This window comes from Micromonospora sp. NPDC049374, from assembly GCF_040677165.1.
Classification (GTDB): Bacteria; Actinomycetota; Actinomycetes; order Mycobacteriales; family Micromonosporaceae; genus Micromonospora.
Genome location: NZ_JBFAQH010000010.1, coordinates 164972 through 188104 on the forward strand (window position 1 = coordinate 164972; position 23133 = coordinate 188104).

At 68.2% G+C, this 23133-nt stretch carries 24 protein-coding genes and 1 other RNA gene; 14 read left to right on the forward strand and 11 right to left on the reverse strand.

From position 1 onward, the window contains the following. Positions 1-143 precede the first annotated feature (143 nt). The 3 genes from AB0J93_RS18320 to AB0J93_RS18330 are packed head-to-tail and all read left to right on the forward strand — an operon-like array spanning position 144 to position 2911. A complete protein-coding gene (locus AB0J93_RS18320) occupies positions 144-1556 on the forward strand; it encodes a ferric reductase-like transmembrane domain-containing protein (protein ID WP_363923263.1) in 1413 nt (470 codons plus the stop codon). A 15-nt stretch (positions 1557-1571) separates the two neighbouring features. Then, a complete protein-coding gene (locus AB0J93_RS18325) occupies positions 1572-2129 on the forward strand; it encodes an FMN-binding protein (protein WP_363923265.1) in 558 nt (185 codons plus the stop codon). 47 nt (positions 2130-2176) lie between these two features. Further along, the gene (locus AB0J93_RS18330; RefSeq protein ID WP_363923421.1) at positions 2177-2911 is read left to right on the forward strand and encodes an FAD:protein FMN transferase; all 735 of its coding nucleotides are present in this window, start codon (positions 2177-2179) and stop codon (positions 2909-2911) included. Between the two features lie 513 nt (positions 2912-3424). Here AB0J93_RS18330 and AB0J93_RS18335 read toward each other — a convergent pair. Further along, positions 3425-4105 (reverse strand): bifunctional DNA primase/polymerase, encoded by a 681-nt coding sequence (locus AB0J93_RS18335; protein WP_363923267.1) that lies wholly within the window; start codon positions 4103-4105, stop codon positions 3425-3427. Positions 4106-4345: 240 nt separating this feature from the next. Here AB0J93_RS18335 and AB0J93_RS18340 point away from each other — a divergent pair, with 240 nt between their 5' ends. From AB0J93_RS18340 to AB0J93_RS18360, 5 genes are all read left to right on the forward strand, one after another. Continuing rightward, positions 4346-5575 (forward strand): helix-turn-helix domain-containing protein, encoded by a 1230-nt coding sequence (locus AB0J93_RS18340; RefSeq protein ID WP_363923269.1) that lies wholly within the window; start codon positions 4346-4348, stop codon positions 5573-5575. Between the two features lie 13 nt (positions 5576-5588). Beyond that, the gene (locus AB0J93_RS18345; protein ID WP_363923271.1) at positions 5589-6161 is read left to right on the forward strand and encodes a flavoprotein; all 573 of its coding nucleotides are present in this window, start codon (positions 5589-5591) and stop codon (positions 6159-6161) included. A 311-nt stretch (positions 6162-6472) separates the two neighbouring features. Continuing rightward, entirely contained in the window at positions 6473-7375 is a 903-nt protein-coding gene (locus AB0J93_RS18350) for a Nif3-like dinuclear metal center hexameric protein (protein WP_363923273.1), read from the forward strand. Beyond that, positions 7365-8102, forward strand: coding sequence for a C4-type zinc ribbon domain-containing protein (locus AB0J93_RS18355; protein WP_363923275.1), 738 nt, complete (start codon positions 7365-7367; stop codon positions 8100-8102). Before AB0J93_RS18350 ends, AB0J93_RS18355 begins: the two co-directional genes overlap by 11 nt. A 3-nt stretch (positions 8103-8105) precedes the next feature. Then, entirely contained in the window at positions 8106-9314 is a 1209-nt protein-coding gene (locus AB0J93_RS18360) for a bifunctional RNase H/acid phosphatase (protein WP_363923277.1), read from the forward strand. Between the two features lie 106 nt (positions 9315-9420). On the opposite strand, the gene AB0J93_RS18365 is transcribed toward AB0J93_RS18360, so the two are convergent. Next, positions 9421-10182, reverse strand: coding sequence for a sulfite exporter TauE/SafE family protein (locus tag AB0J93_RS18365; protein ID WP_363923279.1), 762 nt, complete (start codon positions 10180-10182; stop codon positions 9421-9423). An 84-nt stretch (positions 10183-10266) separates the two neighbouring features. Next, the gene (locus AB0J93_RS18370; RefSeq protein WP_363923423.1) at positions 10267-10773 is read right to left on the reverse strand and encodes a DinB family protein; all 507 of its coding nucleotides are present in this window, start codon (positions 10771-10773) and stop codon (positions 10267-10269) included. Between the two features lie 314 nt (positions 10774-11087). Between AB0J93_RS18370 and rnpB the strand changes: the two genes are divergently transcribed. Beyond that, positions 11088-11498, forward strand: an RNA gene (gene rnpB / locus AB0J93_RS18375) — RNase P RNA component class A. A gap of 698 nt (positions 11499-12196) precedes the next feature. Here the strand turns inward: rnpB and AB0J93_RS18380 are convergent. The 3 genes from AB0J93_RS18380 to AB0J93_RS18390 form a co-directional block, all read right to left on the reverse strand. Further along, the gene (locus tag AB0J93_RS18380; RefSeq protein ID WP_363923281.1) at positions 12197-15280 is read right to left on the reverse strand and encodes an N-6 DNA methylase; all 3084 of its coding nucleotides are present in this window, start codon (positions 15278-15280) and stop codon (positions 12197-12199) included. A gap of 151 nt (positions 15281-15431) precedes the next feature. Then, a complete protein-coding gene (locus AB0J93_RS18385) occupies positions 15432-15671 on the reverse strand; it encodes a hypothetical protein (protein ID WP_363923283.1) in 240 nt (79 codons plus the stop codon). Between the two features lie 1113 nt (positions 15672-16784). Continuing rightward, a complete protein-coding gene (locus AB0J93_RS18390) occupies positions 16785-17234 on the reverse strand; it encodes a GntR family transcriptional regulator (protein ID WP_363923285.1) in 450 nt (149 codons plus the stop codon). A gap of 430 nt (positions 17235-17664) precedes the next feature. On the opposite strand from AB0J93_RS18390, the gene AB0J93_RS18395 reads away from it, so the two are divergent. The 5 genes from AB0J93_RS18395 to AB0J93_RS18415 all read left to right on the forward strand — a co-directional run bounded on the left by AB0J93_RS18395 (position 17665) and on the right by AB0J93_RS18415 (position 20166). Then, on the forward strand, positions 17665-17787 hold the full coding sequence (locus tag AB0J93_RS18395) for a hypothetical protein (RefSeq protein ID WP_363923287.1): 123 nt from the start codon (positions 17665-17667) through the stop codon (positions 17785-17787). A 92-nt stretch (positions 17788-17879) separates the two neighbouring features. Then, the gene (locus AB0J93_RS18400) at positions 17880-18119 is read left to right on the forward strand and encodes a hypothetical protein (RefSeq protein ID WP_363923289.1); all 240 of its coding nucleotides are present in this window, start codon (positions 17880-17882) and stop codon (positions 18117-18119) included. Next, positions 18106-18450 (forward strand): hypothetical protein, encoded by a 345-nt coding sequence (locus AB0J93_RS18405; protein WP_363923291.1) that lies wholly within the window; start codon positions 18106-18108, stop codon positions 18448-18450. Before AB0J93_RS18400 ends, AB0J93_RS18405 begins: the two co-directional genes overlap by 14 nt. A gap of 130 nt (positions 18451-18580) precedes the next feature. Continuing rightward, positions 18581-19402 carry a GntR family transcriptional regulator gene (locus AB0J93_RS18410; RefSeq protein ID WP_363923293.1) on the forward strand — a complete coding sequence of 274 codons (822 nt, stop codon included), beginning with the start codon at positions 18581-18583 and terminating at the stop codon, positions 19400-19402. Further along, entirely contained in the window at positions 19390-20166 is a 777-nt protein-coding gene (locus tag AB0J93_RS18415) for a glycosyltransferase family 2 protein (RefSeq protein WP_363923295.1), read from the forward strand. Before AB0J93_RS18410 ends, AB0J93_RS18415 begins: the two co-directional genes overlap by 13 nt. Here the strand turns inward: AB0J93_RS18415 and AB0J93_RS18420 are convergent. From AB0J93_RS18420 to AB0J93_RS18440, 5 genes are all read right to left on the reverse strand, one after another. Beyond that, entirely contained in the window at positions 20150-20593 is a 444-nt protein-coding gene (locus AB0J93_RS18420) for a hypothetical protein (RefSeq protein ID WP_363923297.1), read from the reverse strand. The two genes, AB0J93_RS18415 and AB0J93_RS18420, sit on opposite strands and share 17 nt — an antisense overlap. Before the next feature lie 64 nt (positions 20594-20657). Further along, positions 20658-21146, reverse strand: coding sequence for a hypothetical protein (locus AB0J93_RS18425; RefSeq protein ID WP_363923299.1), 489 nt, complete (start codon positions 21144-21146; stop codon positions 20658-20660). Beyond that, the gene (locus AB0J93_RS18430; protein ID WP_363923301.1) at positions 21143-21922 is read right to left on the reverse strand and encodes a hypothetical protein; all 780 of its coding nucleotides are present in this window, start codon (positions 21920-21922) and stop codon (positions 21143-21145) included. The genes AB0J93_RS18425 and AB0J93_RS18430 overlap by 4 nt, the downstream gene beginning before the upstream one ends. Positions 21923-21950: 28 nt before the next feature. Next, complete coding sequence (locus tag AB0J93_RS18435) at positions 21951-22283, reverse strand: hypothetical protein (RefSeq protein WP_363923303.1); 333 nt, start codon at positions 22281-22283, stop codon at positions 21951-21953. Next, entirely contained in the window at positions 22276-23025 is a 750-nt protein-coding gene (locus tag AB0J93_RS18440) for a hypothetical protein (RefSeq protein WP_363923305.1), read from the reverse strand. The genes AB0J93_RS18435 and AB0J93_RS18440 overlap by 8 nt, the downstream gene beginning before the upstream one ends. Positions 23026-23133: the final 108 nt, after the last annotated feature.

Genomic DNA, 23133 nt, shown 5'->3' on the forward strand with positions numbered 1-23133 from the left:
GCCGACCGGTGACTACCTTCCCGGGGCAAACCCTCAGGCAGCAGGCGTCGCACCTCGGGAGACCGGTCACGTCCTGGGTCGACGCCCGGCAGGAATCGGAAACGGTGCATGGCCGATCAGCTCGACGAGTGCGGCGGCCGGGCGTGACGACCTACCCCCGCCCGTACGTCAGTCCCCGGCCGGATCTCCGCGCCGGGCCCGGGTCGCATCCACCCGCCCCACCGCCGGCCGTGCCGCGGCGCGGCGCCGGTGGCCGGCGACTGCTGATCGTGCTGTTCCTGGGCGGTCTCGTGGCCAGCGTGCTGCCGTGGTGGCTGGACACCCCGGCCGGCTCGTTGACCGGTTCCACCGCGATGACCACCGCCGCCGGGCAGATCACCGGACTGGTCGCCGGCTACCTGCTGCTGGTCCAGGTGCTGATGATGAGCCGCCTGCCGGTGCTGGAACGGTGGGCCGGTGGCGAGCGGATCGCCCGCTGGCACCGCGACGTCGCCGCCACGCTGCTGGTCGCGGTGCTCGCCCACGCGGCCCTGATCCTGGTCGGCTACGCCGGGCTGGAGGGTCGCTCGCTGCTCGGTCAGGCCGGCGTGATGCTGCGCGAGTACCAGGACATGGTCTCCGCGTTCGCCGCTGCCGGTCTGCTGGTGCTTGTCGGGTTGGTAAGCGTGCGGGCGGTACGTCGGGTGCTGCCGTACGAGCTGTGGCACGCCACCCACCTGGCCGCGTACGCCGTGCTGCTGCTCGGCTTCGCCCACCAGTTCAGCAACGGCAGCCAGCTGTTCCGGCCCGGTCCGGCGCGTACCGGATGGATCGCCCTGTACGTGCTGGTGGCCGCCGCGTGGCTGTGGGGTCGGTTGGTCGTCCCGCTGCGGTTCAACCTGCGGCACCGGCTACGGGTCGCTGACGTGGTCACCGAAAGTCCCGACGCCGTCTCGCTCTACCTGACCGGGTCGGGCCTCGATCGGCTGGAGCTGTTGGGTGGGCAGTTCTTCCGCTGGCGCTTCCTGACCCGGGGCTGCTGGTGGCAGTCGCACCCGTTCTCGGTCTCCGCCGCGGCCAACGACCGCTGGCTGCGACTGACCGTCAAGGTGGTCGGTCGGCACACCCAGGACCTCCGCAATCTCGACCCGGGCGTACGGGTCTGGGCGGTCGGCCCGTCGGGCACCTGCACGGCAGCCCACCGCACCCGGGAACGTGCGCTGCTGATCGCCGCCGGCAGCGGCATCACCCCGCTGCGGGCGATGCTGGAGGAACTGCCGCCGGGTGCCGCCCTGATCTACCGGGCCCGTACCCCCGCCGACGTGCTGTTGCAGGAGGAGTTGGACTGGCTGGCCCGAAACCGCGGTCTGCGGGTCTGGTACGTCGTCGGCTCCCGCAACGACCCGGGCCCACGGCAGGTGATGACCCCGGACGGGCTGCGCCAGCTGGTGCCGGACGTGGCCCGTCGCGACGTCTACCTGTGCGGCCCACCCGGCCTGGTCGAGCAGTACCGCCGAGTGCTCCGCCAGGCCGGCGTCCGCCGCCGCCAGATCCACCTCGCCACCTTCGAACTCTGAGAGGGCCCACACCGCATGCGTCGCGCGCTTCTCGCGATCACCGGCCTGGCCGCCAGCACCACCGCGCTGGTGGTGTTCAAGGCCGCCCCGGGCACCGGTCAACCCGCCCAGGAGGCCCCCACCGCCGCCGAGGGACCGGCACCAGCAGCCCGCCCGGAGGAGGCGACGCCGCGGGCCAGCACCTCGCCGAAACCGACGCGCAGCGCACCCAGGGCGAGCCGGTCCGCTTCGAGTGGTGCACCGAAGACCCCGGCCGCGTCCCGGACCGGCCCGGCCGCCGCGCAACCCACCGCCAGCACGGTCGTCGGACCGGTGGTGAGCAACGAGTTCGGCGACGTGCAGGTCCGCATCACGGTGGTCGGCGACCAGATCGTCAATGCGGCTGCACTTCAGCTGCCGCGCAGGACGGCCCAGTCCGACCAGCGCAGCGACCAGGTCGACAGCCGCTACAGCGGTGCGGTGGGGATGGTGGTGGAACGGCAGGGCGCCGACCTGGACACCGTTTCGGGTGCGACCGCGACCAGCGACTCCTACCGGCGGTCGTTGCAGGCCGCGATCGACCAGACCCGATGAGCGTGGACACCTTGACCCGACCCGGGCTGCGGCGGGTCGAACACGTGATGGGTACCCCGGTCAGCCTCGACATCGCCGACGACCGGCCCACGACGGAGTTGGCCGCGCTGGCCGACGAGGTGTTCGCCTGGCTGCGGGAGGTGGACGCGAGGTTCAGCACCTACCGGCCGGACAGCGAGGTGTGCCGCTTCGACCGGGGCGAACTGCTGCTCTCCGAGGCGTCGGCCGACCTGCGCCGGGTGCTGGAACGCTGCGCCGACCTGTGGGGTGCCACGGACGGCTTCTTCGACGCGTACGCCACCGGCGGACTGGACCCGTCCGGGTACGTCAAGGGCTGGGCGGTCCAGGTGGCCTCGGACCGGTTGCGCGCGGCGGGTGCCGACAACCACTGCCTGAACGCCGGTGGTGACGTCCGGGTGCGGGGCCACTCCTCGACCGGACTGCCGTGGCGGATCGGTGTGCGGCACCCCTGGAACCCGTCGGCGGTCTGTCTGGTGCTCACCGGGACGGACCTGGCGGTCGCCACGTCGGGTGTCTACGAACGTGGCCCCCACGTTCGGGATCCGCGTCGTGGAGCCCCGGCCCGGGGTCTGAGGTCGGTGACGGTGGTCGGGCACGACCTCGGACTGGCCGACGCGTACGCCACCGCAGCCGTGGCCATGGGGGTGGCCGGGATCGGTTGGCTGGACCGGCTGCCCGCGCACCGGCACGTGGTGGTCACCGACGACGCGCGGTGCCTGCACTCCGTCAACCTGCCGCTGGCCGACAACCCCGTCGACTGACCGCACCGACGCCGCCCTCGCCCTCCCGCCCCCTCGCCCTTCCGGCCCGGCCAGCCGTGTTCGGTGGCAGCGAAGGTGGCCGACACGCCGGCCAGGAACTCCCTCCACTGCCACGGATCGCGGCTGCGCGTTGACCAGGCGCAGACGGCGGGGTCGGGGTGGCGCTCGAAGGTGGGCGGTGGGTGATAGCTGGGCGGGTCAGGGCCAGCGGGCCGGGCGGTGGGTGATGGCTGGGCGGGATCCGGTCGGTCGGGGACGGCCGGGCCGGGCACCCGGTGGACGGGTGGCCGCCCATCGGTGGCCGGGCCGGTGTCGCCGGGGCGGCTCTGCTCCGCCCGGGTGGTGTCTGGTGTCGCCGGTGGACATCGCATCCCCGCTCCCGGCGCAGGCGCGCCGTCGAAGGATCCAACGAGCGCCGGTGCGTTCGGGTCTCGCTGCCGGCGCCGGGGAGTGCGGCGACGTGCGTGCCGGAGTGTCTGGCAGGGGCCGGTGGCCATCGCACCGCGCGCCCGGTCAGCGGCCTCGGCGGGGCAGCGGTAGATGGCCGGGGACCAGTGCCGAGGTCAGCCTCACTCCGGTCGCTCGCAGCGCCTCGACCAGCGTGTTCTGCACCAGGTAGGCGTCCGGTAGCTGCCATCGGGCCTGTTCCGGTGCGACCGCCCAGCGGACCTGTCCCTCGGGCAGTCGGGTCGGTGGCGCCGGAACCCACGAGCCGCGACCGTGCAGCACCACGTCGAAACAGTGCTCAAGTTCCGGTCGCAGCGGGTCGCCCGGGCGGACCAGGAACATCCACCGCCCGGTCGGGGTGACCAGCACCGGTCCGCGTACCCCCGGGCCGACCGGGTGGACGCACACCGCGTCCAGGACCAGCCGGCCCAGGTGGGCGGGGACCTCCAGCACGTCGAAGGAGCGGCCGGTGGGCAGCAGTACGCCGTGTGGCCGGGACCGCCACCAGGTGGCCACCCGCGCCGGGTCGGTGCTGGCCGCGTGCTCCCAGTCCTCCAGGGCCGGATGGCAGCCGACCGTCGGGCAGCCGGCCCGGCCGCAGACGAAGCGGCTCCGTGCCAGGCAGGCACCCGGGGTGATCGCCCAGCCGTGCAGGGCGTAGCGCACGGCGATCCGGCGCAGCCGTACCCGTTCCAACGGCGACAGCCGCGCCACATGCGGACCGACATTCCCCCACATTGGTGCCATCTCCCCTCGCCGCGCCCGACCGGCGTCAGCTCGTACGTCGAGACCCGTCACTGCCGCAGCCCGTCCTCGTTTTGTTTGGCAAAGTGGCTGATGCAACTTGCACGAAAAGTACGAGGTTCGGCCGGACGGCTGACGCACCTCCTGTGCGACCAGCGGAAACCTGAGATACGGACGGATCGCCGCGCCCACGAACGGCCCCCGGCCCCCGGCCAGGGCTCCAGCAAGGGGAGGACTGGGGAGATGGACGAGCTACCCATCGGGCGGCGGGTGGCCTACTGGCGCGGCCGGCGGAAGATGTCGCAGCAGGTTTTCGCCGACCGGTTGGGCAAATCGAAGAGCTGGGTCGACAAGATCGAGCGGGGCGTGCGGCGACTGGACAAGTTCTCCGTGCTCTACGAGATCGCCGACATCCTCCAGATGGACGTGCAGCTGCTGCTCGGCAAGGATCCGGAGCGGCGCACCGACGCGCTCAACTGCATCGACCAGTTCGAGGTCGAGGAGATCCGGGCCGCACTGGAACGTTACGACTCGATCAGCGCGTACTTCGACGCGGCACCGAGCCCACCTCCGCTGGCCGACATGAGCAAGGCGGTCACCCACGCCTGGCTGACCTACCAGTACGGCCGCTACGGGATGCTCACCCGGGCCCTGCCGAAGCTGCTCCGCGACGCCCAGGCGGCCGACGCCGCGTACGGCGGTGACCAGGCCCAGCGTGCCGCCCACCTGCTCGGGCAGGTCTACCAGCTTGCCTCCTCGGTGCTGCGCAAGCTGGGCGAGTGCGACCTCGCCTGGCTCGCCGCCGACCGTTCCATCGCCGTCGCGCAACGCGCCGACGACCAGTTGCTCGCCGGTGTCGCCACCACCCGGGTCTGCAACGCCCTGGTGGCGATGGGCCGGCCCCGGCCGGCGCTGGAGCTGAACGTGCGGATCGCCAACCAACTCGCCCCGGGCGGCGGCAACGACAGCCGACCCGAGCGCCTCTCCGTCTACGGGATGCTGCTGCTCCAGGGTGCGATGGCCGCCTCCCGCATCGGTGACACCGCCACCGTGGAGGATCTGCTCGACGGAGCCCATGCTGCGGCGGTCGAGCTCGGCGGCGACCACAACCACTACTGGACCTCGTTCGGGCCGACCAATGTGGAGCTGCACCGGGCGGCAGCCGCCGTCGAGCTGGGCGACGGCGGGCGGGCCGTCGAGGTGCACCGCCAGAAGATCCAGCCCGCGCCGTTCGACGCGATGCTGCCCGAGCGCCGGGCGCACCACCTGCTCGACCTGGCCCGGGGCTTCGCGTTGATCGGCGATGTGGCCAACGCCGGGGAGATGCTGCTGCGCGGTGACCGCCTGGCGCCGTCCGAGATCCGCTGCCGCCCGATCGCCCACGAGGTGATGTCGGACGTTCTTCGTCGCACACGTGGTGCGCCGCCTTCTCCGATCGCAGAGTTGGCTGAGCACATGGGAGTAGGGGTATGACCTCGGAGCCGGCATGACCGGTTCGCACCGCCACGACGGGCGCCGCCAGGTGCTCTACATCATCGCCTGTGGTTCGCCATTGGCCCGAGACGTGGGCCGGCTCGTCGACCTGGCCCAGCAGGACGGCTGGGACGTCTGCGTGATCACCACGCCCGACGGTGCCAAGTTCGTCGATCGCACCGCACTGGCCCGCCAGACCGGTCACCCGGTACGCACCCACTACAAGAACCCGGGCGACCCCGACGTGTTGCCCACCGCCGACGCCATGATCGTCTGCCCGGCCACGGTCAACACCGTAAACAAGTGGGTGGCCGGCATCGCGGACACCCTCGCCCTGGGGCTGCTGGTGGAGGCCCAGGGCCGGGAGATACCGCTGGTGGCCGTGCCGTACACCAACGCGGCGATGGCCGCCCACCCCGCCTTCCGGGCGGGCCTCGCCCGGCTCTCCGAATGGGGGGTGGGCGTGCTCTTCGGCGATGACGTCTACCCCCTGCATCCGCCGGGGACGGGTGAGCGGCACCAGCATGCCTTCCCGTGGGCGCTGCCGCTTACCGTCGTGCGTGACCGCCTCTGCCGGACCGGTTGAGCGGCAGCCCACGGCTGACGCCGCCGGTCGGGCCCGGGCGACAGTTCGGGACCGACCGCCGGAGAATTCACGGTCCAGCCGCGGCAAGGTCCATGGCCGGGTCTCCGAGGTCCGCGTACCGGCATCGGACCGAGCCGCTGCACGGCGTCTGCGTGCGGCCAACGGGCTGAGCCGCTGCACGGCGTTCGCATGTGACGGGGCCGGCAGCGGGTCGAGCCGCTCCTTGGCCTCCCGGGCCGGGCACACCGGCCCGGCCCGGTGTGCCCGGGTGACGTCCGGTAGAAGTGCTGACGCCGGTAAGCTCACCGGCCGTGAGCACAACCGCAGCCGTACCGACCGTCGCCGACGTGGTGGCCGAGGTGGCGCGGCACTACCCGCCGGCCTGGGCCGAGGAGTGGGATCGGGTCGGCCTGGTGCTCGGCGAGCCGTCCGCCCCCGTACGCCGGATCCTCTGCGTCGTGGACGTGGTGCCCGAGACGGTCGCGGAGGCGCTCGACGCGGGCGTCGACATGATCATCGCCCATCACCCGCTGCTGCTGCGCGGGGTGTCGTCGGTGGCGCCGACCACCTACAAGGGCCGCATCGTCCACCAGCTGATCAAGGCCGATGTCGCGCTCTACGTCGCGCACACCAACGCCGACGTGGCCGTGCCGGGCGTGTCCGACGCCCTCGCCGCCCGGCTCGGCCTGCTCGACCTGCGCCCGCTGCAACCGGCCCGCCCCGGCACCCCCGCCGAGGGGGAGGGGCGCGGTGCCGGTCGGATCGGCCGGCTGCCGCAGCCGCTGACCCTCGCCGAACTGGCCCGCCGGACCGCCGCCGTACTGCCGGCCACCGCCGCCGGGGTGCGCGCCGCGGGCGATCCGAACCGCATGGTGCGTACCCTGGCAGTCTGCGGTGGCGCCGGGGACAGCTTCCTGGCCGACGCCGCCGCCGCCGGGGTGGACGCCTACCTCACCTCGGACCTGCGCCACCATCCGGCCGGCGAGCACCTCGCCACCGGAGGGCCGGCGTTGCTCGACGCCACCCACTGGGCCACCGAACGGCCGTGGCTGGACGACCTCGCGGCGCTGCTACGGGCCGCGCCCGGCGTCGAGACCCTGGTGTCCGACCTGGACACCGACCCGTGGACCGTGCACGCCGCCTCACCGCACCCGGACGAACCCGCGCCGGACGAACCCGCAGCGGACGACAAGGAGCCCGACCGTGAAGGCTGACCCCCAGGTCCAGCGCCGCCTGCTCGATCTCCAGGCGATCGACACCGCCCTCGCCCAGCTCGCCCACCGGCGTCGGTCGTTGCCCGAGCGGGCCGAACTGGAGGCCCTCGCCCGGGAGTTGTCCGCCCTGGAGGACGAGCGGGTCCGCGCCCAGGTGGCGGTCGACGACCTGGACCGCGACATCGCCCGGTTGGAGAAGGACGTGGACCAGGTCCGGGCGCGCAAGACCAAGGACGAGGACCGGCTGGCCGCCGGCACCGGCCCGGCCCGCGAGCTGGAGGCGCTCCAGCACGAGCTGGCCTCCCTCAACCGCAGGCAGAGCGACCTGGAGGACGCCGAGCTGGAGCTGATGGAGCAGCGGGAGACCGCCCAGTCGGTGCTGGACGGGGTGGAGCAGCGGCTGGCCGAGGTGCGTGAACGGCGGGCCGCCACCGAGCAGCGGCGCGACGACAGCCTCGCCGAGATCGGTCGCGAGGAGGAGTTCAAGCGCTCCGCCCGGCAGCCCCTCGCCAACGACCTGCCCACCGACCTGGTGCAGCTCTACGACCGGATCCGCACCGACTCCGGACTCGGTGCGGCGCTGCTGACCGCCGGCCGCTGCGGCGGATGTCGGCTGGAGCTTTCCGGCGCCGACCTGGCCCGGATCCGCAAGTCCGACCCGGACGACGTGGTCCGCTGCGAGGAGTGTCGCCGGATCATGGTCCGCACCAACGAGTCCGGGCTGTAGCCGATGGCCACGCGGACGGTCCTCGTCGAGGCCGACGGTGGATCCCGGGGCAACCCCGGCCCGGCCGGATACGGTGCGGTGCTCCGCGACACGGCAACCGGCGAGGTGCTGGCCGAGCGGAGCGAGGCGATCGGCACCGCCACCAACAACGTCGCCGAGTACCGGGGACTGATCGCCGGCCTGGCCGCCGCCGCCGAACTGGGTGCCGACGAGGTCGAGGTGCGGATGGACTCCAAGCTGGTCGTCGAGCAGATGTGCGGCCGCTGGCAGATCAAGCACCCCGGTCTGCGCCCGCTGGCCGCCGAGGCCGCCCAACTGGTCAGCCGGTTCACCGCCGTACGGTTCAGCTGGATCCCCCGGGACCGCAACACCCACGCCGACGCCCTCGCCAACGCCGCGATGGACGCCGCGGCCGCGTCCGGCGTCGCCACGCCGACCGTCGAGCCGCCCCGCGTGGTCGAGCCGCCGCGCCGCCTCGGTGGCCCGGAGCCCGCCGGCGGCGGTGCCGCCGAGGTCGCCGCCCGGGCCGAGTCACCGGGTGCCGACCTGACCAGCGCCCCGGTGTCCTGGGAGCCCCGACCCAGCTTCACGGCCACCCGGCTCATCCTGGTCCGGCACGGCGAGACCGAGTACACCGAGCAGGGCCGCTACTCCGGTCGCGGTGACATCCCGCTCAGCAGCAAGGGGCAGGCTCAGGTGCGGGCCACGGCCGCGCGGGTGGCCGCGCTCGCCCCGGACGCCGTGGCCGTGGTCAGCTCACCGCTGTCCCGGTGCACGGCGACCGCCGAGGCGATCGCCGCCGCCGTCGGTGACCTGCCGGTACGCCGCGACGACGAACTCATCGAATGCGACTTCGGTGCCTGGGAAGGGCGCACCTTCGCCGAGGTACGCGAGGGCTGGGCCGGCGAACTCGACGCGTGGCTCGCCTCCACCCGGGTCGCCCCGCCGGACGGCGAGTCGTTCGCCGCGGTCGCCGAACGGTGTGCCCGGGTGGCGCGGCGACTGCTCGACGCGTACCCCGGTCAGACCGTCGTGGTGGTCTCGCACGTCTCGCCGATCAAGCTGATGCTGCGCGACGCGCTCGCCGCCACCGACTCCTTCCTGCACCGCCTCTACCTCGACGCGGCCGGCATCTCCGTCCTCGACCGCTGGCCCGACGGCGGCGTCGCCGTCCGCTCCGTAAACGAAACCGCCCACCTCGCCCACCTCTGACCCGCCCCACCCCACGCCCCGCCTCGCCTCGTCGATCTTGCACTTTTGGTCGTCGATAGGTAACTGATGCCCGATTTGCGGGGACACCAGGCGCAAGATCGGCGGTTCAGGCGAGGGCGCGCCACAGCAGGTAGGTGCCGATGAGGGTGCCGAAGACGACGATGATGGTCTTCAGGACCGCCGAGGGGAGCCGGCGGACCAGGCGGGCGCCGGCGTACCCGCCGACCAGCGTGGCCGGAGCGATAACCGCGACCCCGGCCCAGTTCACCGGGCCGGCGATGGCGAAGACGACCACGGTGGTCAGGCCGATCACGGCGGAAAGCAGATTCTTGATCGCGCTCACCCGGGCGAGCGTCGCGTCCAGCACCAGGGCCAGCCCGGCGACCAGCATCACCCCGACGGCGGCGCCGAAGTAGCCGCCGTACACCGCGGCAAGCGCCACCACCACCTGGACCGTCACGGCCCGGCGGCGTGGCCCCAGGTCACGCGGATGGCCGACCAGCCGGCGCAGCGGATCCTGGAACGCCAGCAGCGCGGTCGCCCCCAGCACCAGGAAGGGTACGACCAGCTCGAACGCCCGCGCCGGGGTGACCAGCAGCAGCCCGGCACCGGCCAACGCGCCGACCACGGTGGTGGGCACCAACGCGGTCAGCAGCCGTGACCGGGGCAGATCCACCCGACTGCCCGCCACGGCGGCGAAATACCCGGGGGCGACCGACAGCGAGTTGGTGACGTTCGCCGGCACCGGCGGCAACCCGATCGCGAGCAGCGCCGGAAACGTGATCAGCGACCCACCACCGGCCACCGCGTTGACCGTACCCGCGGCGAGACCGGCGGCGAGCAGTAACGCGGCTTCGGCGAGTTCCATGATCCGCAGGCTAGCTGTCCGGGACGCGGGCCGCCGCCCGACCGGACGGGCTGCGGGAGATCGCGGCCCGTACCCTCGCCGGAGCTACTCGCCCAGCGGACCACCGGCCAGCTCGGCCACGATGTCGAGGTGCCCGAGGTGGCGGGCGTACTCCTGGACCAGGTGGAACATCACCCGCTCCAGCGACGCCGGATCCGCGCCCTCCCACCGTGGCCCCGGCATCCCGCGTGCCGCCAGGTCGGTGCCCTCGACCACCGCCCGGGTGTGCGCGCCCTGAGCCCGCAGCGCGGCCGTCAGCTCCGCGAAGCTCTCCTCCGGCGCGACGTACCACCGGTCGTCTCGCTGGTCGCCCCACGGGTCCGCGACGTCGCGCCCCTGGAACCCCCACTCGATCCAGCGAAGTTCCACGTGGCGCAGGTGCTTGAGCAACTCCAGCGGGGTCCAGCCGGACGGCAGTCGGCTGCCCCGCCGCTCTTCCTCGGTCAGCCCGGCAGCCTTCGCCAGGACGCTTTCCCGGAAATAATCGAGGTAGCGCAGAAACACCTCGGCCCGCCCGTCGGCTGGCGCGGTCGGTTCGGGAAACGGCGGCATCGTCACGGCACCATTATCCGTACGCCCACCCCCACGCCGCCGAACCATCGCGTGCCCACCCCTGCCCCCGGCCCCCGGTGCCGCCGTGCCCGCGACGTCAGCGTCTGGTGTGCGCCATCCGTGGCGGTAAAGGTGCCCGACACGCCGGCCAGGAACCACCTCCACTGCCACGGATCGTCGGCGGCGCGTCGACCAGGCCAGGCGGCGGGGTCGGGGCTGCCCGCGTGACCTGCGCGAGCCTCGTGCCCGCCGACCCTGACACAGGCGCGGCAATAGTCGCGGACCTGAGGTCGTTAGGATGGGTGCGCGACGGACGAGTCGACCGGGCGGTCGCGTCGGCGGGCTGCGGCCCGCCGCCGAGGAACGTCCGGACTCCACAGGGCAGGGTGGTTGCTAACGGCAACCCGGGGCGACCCGCGGGACAGTGCCACAGAAAACAGACCGCCGGCCCCATCGGGGACGGTAAGGGTGAAACGGTGGGGTAAGAGCCCACCAGCATCCCGGGTGACCGGGATGGCTCGGTAAACCCCACCCGGAGCAAGGCCAAGTAAGGGCCGTCATCGCAGGATGACGCCCGCGCAGACGCTTGAGGGCGGCCCGCCCGATGTCTGCGGGTAGGCCGCATGAGCCTGCCGGCAACGGCAGGCCGAGATGGATGGCCGCCGCCGGCACGCACCCCAGGTGCGCGCCGGGCACAGAATCCGGCGTACAGGTCGACTCGTCCGTCGCCTACCAGCTCAGAGCCGTGATCAAGGCCCTGAGCTGGCTCTATGTTCGGGTGTCGATGGTCGTTCATGGTCAACATTGGGCGGCGTTTGACGCCCTGGAGACGCCCTGACGCCCTGGAGACGCCCTGAGCGTGGGCTCAGTTGGCTTGGCTTGGGCCGGACGGGCTGCGCCGTCGTGAGGGCTCTCCAGGGTCGGCGCTCGGGGGTTCTGCGTCGGGGCCGGCGGCGAGGGAGGGCCGGGTACGTCCTGGCGGTGGAGCTGGTGCCGCGACCCCGTGACACGGTGGCAAGCCAGTCCCGGGGTTGGACTGGCGCGGCAGCCGGAAGCCTTGACCACGCGACCAGGCCGACTCGCTAGCTTCCGTCACGGCCTCGCAGGGCCTGGCTCCTGACGTGCTGGGGGCGGTGTCCCGGCGGCTGTCGGTGGCTCACCGCCCCGGTGCCGTAGGCGGCCGGGGCGGCTTGCCGCCGGCCGGGCTTCCCGCCCTGCACCGCGCGGAGCGCGGTGCCTTGATCCATAAGAGAGGAATTCGGCAAAGGGGAATGAGAGGGGCATGATGAGTATCTCGCCTACAAGGCGTTGGCCCTCTCCGGTCCTTGGCGCGAACCGCCATTGCGTTCCTCATGCGCCCCATGAGAAGCAGCAGGCAAGCGCGATAGCGATGCACTTCGGCCTAGAGGTAGCGCCGATTGAACTAGGCTTGACGTTCGGGAATCACCCGCGCAACGGTCTCGTCGAGCTTTCGAGCGAGGCCTGAGCTGGCGAGGGAATCACGAATAAGCCGCCGGGCAACCTTGAAGTCGCGAACATTTCCAAGCTCTATCCCATGTGCAATTTCCTCGGCTTCAGTTGCCAGCGCAACCAGCTGATTATGGTTGGAGTCCTCTGAATCGTAGGTCGGGATAGGCACGGAGAAGACAGCCTTGTCGAAATGGCGTGCACCGAATAGCCCCAGAGCCTGCAAGGGCTTGACTCTTTCGAGCACGGTCGTCGAATTCAGGATGGCTGTTAAGTAGCGAGCTTCTTCAAGGCTGCTTGCGGCCGCCCAATAAAGCATGTGATCGATTTGAAAATCCGGATTAGAGATGCGCGCCGCCGCCAAAGTGTTGCCAGCCTTGCTGTACAATACGCGGTGGCCTGCTGCGGGTAACTGGGCGGCGAGTTGCCCGTGGTAGTCGAGGCGCTCCAGCAGCGTAGAACCATCCCCTTCCGACTTGTGCGCGTCCCAAGTCTTTTCGACTTCCGCCCACCAGGCTCCGAGTCCCGGATACTCCTCGACTACCGTACGCGCCAGGATGCCAGTTGCCGAGATGGGCAGCACCGCGCGCAATGGCTCAAGCATGCGGTACGGCAGAAGAGTTTCCCCCAGGTGGACTCTCCGTACAAAAGCCTTCTCAACTGTCCCGTTAAGGGACGGGACATGCTTCCACGGAGGTTTTTCGTTACTTGTACGGCGCGACTGCAGACGAATACGCCCGGCTCCTGCTCCGAGCGGGCCCGCTGGGGCCTCGGTGACGAACAACAGGGCGCGCGGTACGAAGATTGCTCCCTGCCGGAAGCGCTTCTTATAGGGAGACGGAGATAGGTCGGACCCATCAAGTGCCGACAGGCGCTTACTGGTGGTCGAAAACTTCCCTTGCGCCGCTGCCCAAGTAACATTCGGACTTGGCAGCCTTGCGGTCCACGCCTTGGCGGTCGACGGCATTCGCTTGGCTTGACCTGGGCCTAGAGTCCCGTGAATAACGCACGACACCATTGGAAATCCTGTAGGCGCTGCGGACAGGTCCCACGGTTCATCAAACTTGACAGCCAAATTACCGACGGTCTGTGAACTCCAAGCCCCGGACCTAAACCCGTCGTGAGGCTTTCGAGTCAGAGTTCCGTGGGGCATTACAAACGCAAACCTACCAGTTGTTTTAAGGTAAAGCTCCACAGTTCGAGCAACGAAGAGCGTTGAAAGGTCACGGCCGGACGCGCCCAGGCCGCCGGACAACAACCCCCGTTCGCCAGCCAGTCCCTTATATCGATCCTGCATTGGCTTGGTCATCTTCGAGTATCGCAACCATGGCGGATTACCTATTAGAACGTCAACCTTGTTGGATTCTTCCGAGAGCCACAGGGGTCGGATCAGGTTGCGGACGTAGTATCCCCAGATGTGGTTACGGCCCTCATTCTGCAGTCGACGCATTGTGTCGAAGGTTGCCGTCAATTGATCTACGTCATCTGCGTGGATGCCAAACTGCCGTAGCACTGGAGCTACAATATCTCTGCTTGACTTGCCAGACTTGCTGACCTTTTCGGTCGCCTTATTGGCCATCGCCGTGACAAGCCGATCAAAGGTCGCAGCATCGCGGAGAACCCTCCGAGGAAAGGCAAGGTCGTCCCCGAACAGCACGCCCGCGCCGCCGTCAACCAGATCATCTCCTGCAGTTGAGATGGTAACAGTGTCAAGACCACCGAAGAGATCCCGGCGTTGCTCCCACTGGATTGAGTCGCCCAAGTATACGGGTATCGCGATGGGCTCTCGGTCCTCGGCAGCAAGCCGTTCTTTTCCAATAGCTAAGAGGTAAGTGACGCGAGCCAGCGTTACTGCTACGGGATGGATATCCATTCCGCAAACGCGTTCAGTAAGAGCGGCTACTGCTCTGCCGTTAGGTACACCCGCCTCGTCAGCCGCTCTTAGATAGGCGCGCACAGCGTGGAAGAGGAAGGTGCCGGAACCGCAGGCAGGGTCAAGAATGCGCTGCGTGAGCGGCTCCGCAATGGCGGCATCGACGACACGATCGGCCAACCAGTCTGGTGTGTAGTATTCTCCCAGGCTGGCCCGAGATTCAGCTGCGATAACCGATTCGTATATCGTTTTCAGCACGTCGTGCTCGACCTTGCTCCAGTTGAACCGAGCTAGACGACGAGCAAGCTCACTAACGAACTTCGATCCCCCCGGAGCATGGAGAACCCAGTCGAAGAAATCGGCCTCGACGACGCCGTGGATTTCTGCGCTGGCGAAGGCGGCGCCTTGGACGAGCGTCGCAGCGGGCATTTCTGCCGGATTGGATACATCGAATCCGACGACGGCGTGAGCGATGATCTCCGCTGTGAGTACAAGTAATGTGTGGTTGATGAACAGGCGCTCGTCGTCGATGAATGCTCGACCGAATGCAGTGCGTAGCAGCTTCGCCCATAGGTCCCGCTTTAGTTTCACTTCCGGGATTGATGCGGCTTCGTCATACATTGCACGAAGAGTTGCCTGGTCAAGCAGGTGCGCTGGAGAGTCCGCGCCGAGCCGACGGGCTATTTCCAGTGGAGTGGGTTGCACGGAAGGCTGCGTGGCTAAAATGGCTTCGAGCCAAATGAGCAGTCGATCGGTGTCCGGCGCAGTTGGGTTCAGAGATAGATGCGCTGCTTGTTGAAGATTTCCGCCCTCCAGGTGATACAGACACCAATCGGTGCCGTCAGTAAGAATTCCTACGTACCGAGCTTCCAGCCGATCCGTCTGCGTCCGTACGTAACCGGCTAACTGGGCTTCGGCATCCGAACGCACGCCAGAAAGCCGGAGATCCTTCTTGACCTCGATCACACAGTGGCCGATCTCTACGTCGAGGCGACGCCTGGTCCCGTCGTTGGTCGGTACCTCAAGCCTTGCAACCTGCCACGGCTGAAGCGCCAGGCTCCCGGAGGTGAGGAGGAAGTAGACGTCGGCTTGGATGTCCGCTTCCGTTCGGGTGCCTTCCCGAGAGGCAAGGCGGCTGACGGCGGCTAGCACAGCGGTGGGGGGCATAGGTCATCCAGACGTTCGTGGACCAGTGCTGGGCAGCGTACCTGCCCGTGCTTCGGCGGCTGCGTTCTGCGGAGCGCGTGGCCGGTCGTGGTACGTGCTGTGTAGTGGTTCGCCTAGCCAGGTAGTAGGAGTTCCTTCAAGGCGTCGTCCCCTACGAGCCATCAAGCGCGCCGAACAGTAGGCCATACTTGCGTCCGCCGGCCATGCGGAGCGGACAAACGGCAGTGGCAAAATACTCGCGGTGTCGCAAGCCGTCCTCGTCTGTAACTTCCAAGTCGAACAGGTCATTGCCGTCGGAATCTAGTTCACTAGTGCGTTTAAAGATAAGGATTGAGTTGTCGTAGGTATCGGGGGCGTCTCGGCCGGGAATCGGTAGATTGATCTTGTCCATCCCATTGGAGCCGACCCGAATGGTTCGAGGGACCGGTGGAAAGCCAGCAATGCGCATGGATACTGTGCCGATGACACCGGGCGCTCTTCCTGCGGGCATCCCAAAGAAGGTGCTAGTGCCCAGCGGTGTATCAATCTGGCTCCCCGGCCTACTTGGGCCCCTGTTGCGGATCGCCCTGTCCACGTACACGTATAGTGCTTCGGCGCCTGCGTGCATGGCAGTTAGATCTGGCGGAACGGTGCCCTCCGACACTGAGGCTTCGTCATAGGCGGTCGCAGCAGGTGAGGAGTCTTCAGCAGGAAGCCCTCCCATAACTGACCTCGATGCATTAATCCTATAAGATGGAAGGATCGCGTCGACGGGATCGGCCATGTCCCACACTTGCTCATACCAATTCGTTAATTGCTCGGTGCCTGCCTGTCCTGGAGTATCTCGTGAGCCGATAGGCCACACGTGCGCTAAGGCGGCTTCGCCGCCCGTGGCAAGACCGCTAACTGTAAGGTTTCCCGAACCAATAACTACCGACGCGGGGGTTCGGTACCTCGACCTATAGAAGATCCATGCTTTACTATGGAACGGCACTCTGGGTGCTAACCCGGCACGCGCTAGGACCTCTCTGCCGCGGGGGACTCGCACCTCTGAGTTTGGTAAACGGCGAAGCCGGTCCAGCGCAGACGGCTGGGTTGTGCCAAAGTCGATGCTTACGAGGAAACGCTTTTGCCATCGTCGCCAACGGGCCATATTGCTCAGTCTGCTCTCCAGCAAGTCGACCCCAGCTGCGCTTGCATAAGCCACCGCAACGTCCATGCGGTCAACGCCTGCGATTGAAGCACTTGCTTCTATGGCATCAATTACCCCATTAATTATTCCGACCGTGGCGTCTTGGACAAATATCGATGAGCTATCCATGGCGCGTTCCTCCCAAACACCCAAGCTTCCGCCGGCAAGCGGCTCGCCCAACCATTGGTTTCACCCTTCCTCTACCGCTCCTCAAAGAAGAGGCTCGTCTGCATCGGATTAATGCATCGAGACAGGTTGGGCTTAAAGCTTGGCCGTGCCATCCCGTGCCGTTGTCTCTGCCTCGCGGAAAGGTGGTTCGCTCTGTCTTCCATATCAAGCGGAGCTTGACGGGTCGTGCGGATGCCCCTGCGACGGACGTCGTCGGTAGATTCTCGCGACCGTCCAGACCGTCCCACTTGTTTGTGTAACAATCTGTTGTTCCACTAGGAGCGAGCCGACCTCGACGGCGAAGAGGGCCGCAAGCTCCGGGTCGGCGGCGACATGACGCTGCTGTGTCTCCGATTCGGACGCCTCTCCAAGCATCCCCTCGAATGCGCGTGGAGTCGCGTACGTGCCGCGGCCATGTTCGGTTGCGACTATCAACTCCTCGCGCAAAACCGCGATGGCTTGGCGGATTGTGCCGCGACTGGCCCGAAACTCCGCAGCGAGGGCGCTCTCTGGCGGTAGTAGGGTGCCCATTGGGATAGCACCGGTCTCTATGCGCTCTCTTAACTCGTCGGCGATGGCGCGGTAGCGGGGCTGTCCGTAGTGCGGGGTGGGCACCTGATCACAGTACCTGGCACTTGTCTTACCAAGTGCCAAGCGGAAGCCTCGTTTTGATGTGTAGACAACTCGTCCACTTGTAGGTACGTTTCCGAGGGTGCGGCTGGGATGACGGCATGTATCAGGGGTGGTGCTGCGTCGGCCTGGTCGTGTGGAGGCGCGGCGTCCTGGTGGGCCGGTTGCGGTGGCCGCGCGTACAAGGTGGTTCGGCGATACCCGACCCGTCCGGTGTCGGGCGGTGCGCCGTGCCCTCTGTCGGGCCGGCGGCCGATTGGTCCCCCTGGTCGGTCGCCGGCTCCCTACGTGTGGAGGTGCGATGCCTGGCTCTCATCGTCGACGTGCCTGGTTCTCGTCCTGGCGGTCGCGCCGACGGCCAAACCGAATCGCCCCGGCGGCAGCCGGCAGCCGTAACGAGGTTCATCCCGCCACTATGTTCCGCAATTCGTCGCGCTGGGCGGCGGAGTGGACGCGGGAGTTGCCGGCGCTGCGGCAGCCGCCCTTCATGACCCTCGGGCAGGCGTACCGGGGTAACGGCGGGAGGTGGCCGAAGTGAGTGCGCCGCGCCGGCCGACGAGGCAGCCTGTGCATCCGGACTGGTGCGCGTCGGATCGGTGCGGGCATCTGGTCCCGCCGGTGATGTCGCACATGCCTCGGCGTCACCGGGGCGCGTCACTGAAGGTCGGTGACGCCTGGGCGTCCGGGTCGGTCGTGTCGTACCTGGTCGGGTCCGACGGCCAGGAGCCGAGAGTCATGGTGCACGTGTCCTGCCGGATAGGCGGTCCCTGGGCGGAACTGCCGCTGCCTCAGGTCAGGCAGTTGGTGGAGCAACTGCGGTCGCTGTTGGCCCAGGCCGAGCCTGAAGGGGGCGAGCATGGCGGCGACTGACGAGCCCACCGGCGCGCGGCCGGCCAGGGCGGCGAAGGACTCCGACTGTCCCGACTGGTGCCGTGGCTGCGGCCCGAACGATCCGATGCACCGGGGGCTGCTCGCCACGGTGGGCACCGAGCGCAGCGGCTGGGTGAGTGTGCAACTGCTCCTGGACCGGTTCCGTCGCCGCGACCCGGTCGTCAAGGTCGACGCGACCCGTTCCGGCGGGACGGAATCCGTGCTGCTGTCGCGGGTGCAGCTCGACCGGCTGATCTACGAACTGACCTACGCCCGCTGGCGCGTGATGACCAAGGGGCGACCGTTGGAGGGCAACTATGACCGCGACTGATCGCCGCAACTCCCGTCGTACTCCTGCGGTGGTGTCTCGTCGGCGTGGGCCGGCGGTGGAGGTGGCTGCGGCGCCGGAGCGGCCGGCGGGTGGGACCACCTGGCAGTCGTTGGAACGTCTAGGGGGTACGGTGACCGGTGTGCATGGCCGGGACTGGCGCCCTCGTTACCTGCAACTCGCCGAAGAGTTGCGGGTCAAGATCACGAGCGGGGAACTCGCCCCCGGCACCCTGATGCCGTCCGAGACGGAGTTGGCCGACACGTCGGGCCTGTCCCGGACCAGCGTCCGCAACGCCATCCGCCAGCTCCGCGAATGGGGCCTGGTCCGCGCGGAGCAGGGACGCGGCACCTACGTACGGGCACCCCGCCAACGGGTACGGCGTCGTAACGCGGAGCGGTACCAGTGGGAGAAGGATCGGGTCCTGCTCGACCAGGACGAGCGGCTCAAGACCGGCGCGACTGAGCATGACACTGGCCTGACCGTCGATGACCTCAAGTTCCATGCCGAGTACACCCGCGTCGAGGCGGACGCGGACATGGCGGCGGCCCTGCAAGTGGAGCCGGGTACGCCGTTGCTGCGCCGGGTCTACTGGACGTCGTCGCGGCATGAGAACGCGCCGTTGACCATGTCGTACTCGTACCTTCCTTATGAGCTGGTGGCCGCGAACCCGGACCTGCTCGACGCCAGCAATGAACCTTGGCCCGGCGGCTCACAGCACCAGCTCTACACGGTCGGCGTCGAGCTGGATCGCATCGAGGATGAGGTTCGGGCGCGTCCGCCGTCGCCAGATGAGGCGGAACTCCTCGACATCGACCCGGGCGTCTCGGTGCTGACCGTGCGCAAGACCTCCATCGACACCACCGGCCGGGTCGTCGAGGTGGCCGACGTGGTGATGCCGGGGGACCGGACGGAACTGGTCTACTCCCACAAACTGCAACGGTGGAAGACTTGACGCACCTCGTTTCAGTCATCACCCCAGTCCATGCGCCCAGCGTCGAGTACCTGGCCGGCGCGTACGACTCGTTGGTCAAGCAGGACATGCCCGACGGGTGGGACTGGCAGTGGCTCGTCCAGGAGGACGGGCAGACCGGAACACTGGCCCAGGTGCTGCCGGACGACCCTCGCATCAGCATCGGCGGCGGTCGTCCCGGCGGCCCCGGCGTCGCCCGCACCCTCGCTCTCTCCCGCGTCACCGGCGACCTGGTCAAGGTGCTCGACGCTGACGACCAACTCATGGCCGGAGCGCTCGCGCGGGACATCGCGGCCTTCGAGACTCACCCGCACATCGGCTGGACGACTTCTCGCGTCCTGGACCTGATGCCCGACGGGTCAACCGTCGGATGGGACATGGACCCTGACGGCGGACCCATTAGCCGCGGTGCCGTCCTGGCCTTCTGGCAAGCCAACGGCTACCGCGCTCAGGTCCATCCCGCCACCCTCTGCATCCGCCGGGATCTGCTCTTGGCGCTCGGCGGCTGGATGGCACTCCCGGCCTCCGAGGACACCGGCCTGCTCCTTGCGGCGAGCGCGGTCAGCGAGGGCTACTTCACACGTGAGCACGGCTTGCTCTACCGCAAATGGCCCGGCCAGGTCACCAGCCAAGCTGCCCACCGCGAACCCATCGAGTACGAAGGCCGCATGAAAATCATCGAGGCCAGAGCCGAAGCCCTGGCCACGATGCTCCCGAACGGGCTGCCGGTCACTCCTGCGGCGTAGCCTCATGCCCCGGCATCCCAGGGGTACGCCGACGCTCCTTCATCTCCGCCTCGTAGATGTGCCGCCGACCGCCAGCCAGAGTCTCCCGCGCGTACCGCTCGACCTCCTGAAACGCCGCGTAGTAGCCGTCATCGAACTCCTCCATGATCTGGAAGGTCCAGCGGCCAGGTAACAGGTTGCGGCCCAACAGTTCGTGTTCGACTCGGTCGGCGACGCGCTTGTGCCCCGCGTCCCGGAGCAGCTTCACCACTCGGTCAAGGGTCAGGTCCGCGCCGCCTACGAGTTGATGGGCTGAGTAGAGGTGTCCGCGTACGCGGTGGATGGTCTCCAGGGCCTTGCTCAGCTCGCCGAGTGCCTCGACGGTGGTGTCATCGACGCCCTCTGGGCGGGAGTGCTCGTCGTCTACGGACCTGTTGTCGCGCGCCATGGCCGCTCAGTACCCACGGCCGCGCCCTACACGCATGGGGCTTGAAATGCGGATCTGCGCCACGTCAGGTCGGCTGGTCAGTCAGACCTTGTCGGATGCGGCCGGCACCCCGGTAGAGCAACCACAGGAACAGCGCTACGAATGCGCCGGTCAGCAAGGTCCACGGGTCGCCCAAGAAGAAGCGGACCACCGCGTACGCGGCAAGTACGACCAGGGCGACGAGGAGCACTCGACGGAGCACATCCAGGATCCGGCTGGCCGAGGCGATCCGGAGTCGCGAGATGCTGACGCCGTCGCCTCCAGCACGGGTCCGCAACACGGTCACCACGACGACGATGACTGAGAGCTGGGCGAGAGCACCACCGACAGCGAACGGCAAACCGGGGATCTCACCAGCGGTGAGCATGGCGACTCCGCCAGCGGTGAACCCGGTGAGCAGAACGACGAGGACGATTCCGGCGAGGACCGTCCGGCGGGCTCCCCGACGTGCTGCCGCTGGGTCGGGCAGTGGGATGCGGTCGGCGTTTACGTCCACGGGTTTGCTCTCCGTCAAGGCTTGATGTTCCAGTCGAGGGACTTACCGCCGTCGTAGACCCGGCCGTTTGAGATGTCGGAAACGAGAGCCGGCCACTTTCCGCCGGGTAGGCCGTCGCTATTGTGCAACCGCTGGTCCAGATCCCGCATCTGCGTCCAGAGCGTCGTCAGGTACGTGATGGCTGCCGTGACTACAGCGGCGGTGAGTGCGATGGCCTTCGCCGTCGATGCTCCGGCACCGGCCGCTGCCGCCGGAGCGGTAATGATGCCGAGTGCCGCGGCGGCAGCTGTTATCAGCTCGATGATGAACGGAACGAGCACGGCCGCGATAGCAACCCAGAAGGCAATGATGCCGCCGGCCACCTTCCAGAGTGCGTCGTCTATGTCGTCTGCGGCTGCCTTGACGGCGTTGAGCGCCTTGCCTTGAAGCGGGAGCAGACCGGTGTAGGCGGTGGCGGCAACGCCGGTCCAGTAGTCGTCGACACGCAGCTGCCCGATGTCGACTCTTCCGGCGATCTCGTGTGTTGGTCCGCCTACCTGTTGGGTCCAGGTCTCACCGTGGGAATACAGCGTCCAGGGCACTCCCCAGCGGGTGAAGAACTTGCCCACCTCCGAGAAGAACTTTCCCAGCAGCTCACCGAATCTACGGAGTAAGTCCATCGCGTCACGCCCGAGCGGCCCGAGCCATTCCAGATTGTCGCTGACTCGGTCGATGATCTGGTTGCCTAGTCGTTCGACACGTTGAATTCCCTCGTTGATGGATTGGATCAGCTCGCCGAACTCGCCTTCGGACATGGGGAGTGGGCGTGTCACTGCTAGCTCCTCAGTAGATGTTGTTGATGTCGTGAGCGTTGGCGGCTTCGTCGCGCTCATAGCCGTCTGCGGCGCTACGCAAGGATGTGGCGATCGTCTCGCACGTCTCGCTGCCTTCGCTGAGGAGCCGGATCATGCGGTCTTGAAGTTGCCGGTACAGCTCGACGAGGCCGACCTTGTCGCCAATGTAGGAGAAGTGCAGGGCCGCGAGGTCGAGGCGGGCGGCGACCTGGGCGGCGCGTCGCATGATGTCGCCGGAGTCGTCCCAGACGGCAGCATCCTGGCGTAGAACCTCGATTGAAACCCTTAGCTTCTGCTCTCCGGGCGGTGGCATCTCAGTCACTCCTCCGAATCTGCCTCGGCGCTAGGCCGAGGTTGGCGAGAAGCTGTGCCGGGTCGGCAGTAATCCGTTCAAGCTCGTTGTAGGGCCAGGAGCGGCGGAGCGGCACTGCCTCCTTTCGGTTGGCATACGCCTGCTGTAGAGCCTGGGTAGTCGCTGCGCCGAGGTGTACGGCGGACGCCGATCTCAGCCACACGTGGTCGACGCTGACCGCCGAAAGGCGCTCCCCGTCGAGCGTCACCCGCACTCGTCCATCGGGGTCGCTGGCGGTCGTCTGGGACAGCGCAGCCTGCTCCGTCTCGCTTTCGAGATCGTCGAGCCGGGCGTAGGAGTCCCTAAGCACGTAGAGCAGGTTCCGGGCGTAATCGACGGCCGAATCGTCGACGGGCTCTCGGGTGCTGGCGACTGTGGGGTCCGCATCGGGCGCTGGCTCGCGTACCTCGCCGCTTACCGAGTGGGCTACTCCGTGAGCCCATGCCTCTGACCTGCGACGTGCTGCCTCTTCGGCGGCTTCCACAATCGCCGCTCCCAACTGGCCGGCGGCGAGCTGTCTGCGCCACTGAGGGAACACCTCTACCGAGGCGATGTGACCGTCACGGCCGAGGGACACCCGCACAGCCTCTCGGGAGTCCCGTGCCGATGACTCGGCCGCCTCTCGCTCACCTGCCGCCAGTCGCTGAGACAAGTCTTCCGCCTGTCGGCGCAGGGCCTCCAGCTCGGCGATGTCATCGAGCGCATCGCTCACGAATCGTTCTCCATCGATCAGGTTGTTGCAGGTCTTCACAACCTAACGTGCTCACGTCGTCACCGCTGTCCCGTCCGGGCCGTCTGGGTCATCGATGGAGTGGCGATT

Excerpts from the sequence above, each read along its gene's own strand:
- AB0J93_RS18345 (WP_363923271.1), top strand. The coding sequence starts at position 5,589 with ATGACCGGTTCGCACCGCCACGACGGGCGCCGCCAGGTGCTCTACATC.
- AB0J93_RS18330 (WP_363923421.1), top strand. The coding sequence starts at position 2,177 with ATGGGTACCCCGGTCAGCCTCGACATCGCCGACGACCGGCCCACGACG.
- AB0J93_RS18360 (WP_363923277.1), top strand. The coding sequence starts at position 8,106 with ATGGCCACGCGGACGGTCCTCGTCGAGGCCGACGGTGGATCCCGGGGC.
- AB0J93_RS18385 (WP_363923283.1), bottom strand. The coding sequence starts at position 15,671 with ATGGACAAGATCAATCTACCGATTCCCGGCCGAGACGCCCCCGATACC.
- AB0J93_RS18430 (WP_363923301.1), bottom strand. The coding sequence starts at position 21,922 with ATGTCCGAAGGCGAGTTCGGCGAGCTGATCCAATCCATCAACGAGGGA.
- AB0J93_RS18370 (WP_363923423.1), bottom strand. The coding sequence starts at position 10,773 with ATGCCGCCGTTTCCCGAACCGACCGCGCCAGCCGACGGGCGGGCCGAG.
- AB0J93_RS18325 (WP_363923265.1), top strand. The coding sequence starts at position 1,572 with ATGCGTCGCGCGCTTCTCGCGATCACCGGCCTGGCCGCCAGCACCACC.
- AB0J93_RS18405 (WP_363923291.1), top strand. The coding sequence starts at position 18,106 with ATGGCGGCGACTGACGAGCCCACCGGCGCGCGGCCGGCCAGGGCGGCG.
- AB0J93_RS18400 (WP_363923289.1), top strand. The coding sequence starts at position 17,880 with ATGCCTCGGCGTCACCGGGGCGCGTCACTGAAGGTCGGTGACGCCTGG.
- AB0J93_RS18335 (WP_363923267.1), bottom strand. The coding sequence starts at position 4,105 with ATGGCACCAATGTGGGGGAATGTCGGTCCGCATGTGGCGCGGCTGTCG.
- AB0J93_RS18365 (WP_363923279.1), bottom strand. The coding sequence starts at position 10,182 with ATGGAACTCGCCGAAGCCGCGTTACTGCTCGCCGCCGGTCTCGCCGCG.
- AB0J93_RS18395 (WP_363923287.1), top strand. The coding sequence starts at position 17,665 with ATGTTCCGCAATTCGTCGCGCTGGGCGGCGGAGTGGACGCGGGAGTTG.
- AB0J93_RS18380 (WP_363923281.1), bottom strand. The coding sequence starts at position 15,280 with ATGCCCCCCACCGCTGTGCTAGCCGCCGTCAGCCGCCTTGCCTCTCGG.
- AB0J93_RS18340 (WP_363923269.1), top strand. The coding sequence starts at position 4,346 with ATGGACGAGCTACCCATCGGGCGGCGGGTGGCCTACTGGCGCGGCCGG.
- AB0J93_RS18420 (WP_363923297.1), bottom strand. The coding sequence starts at position 20,593 with ATGGCGCGCGACAACAGGTCCGTAGACGACGAGCACTCCCGCCCAGAG.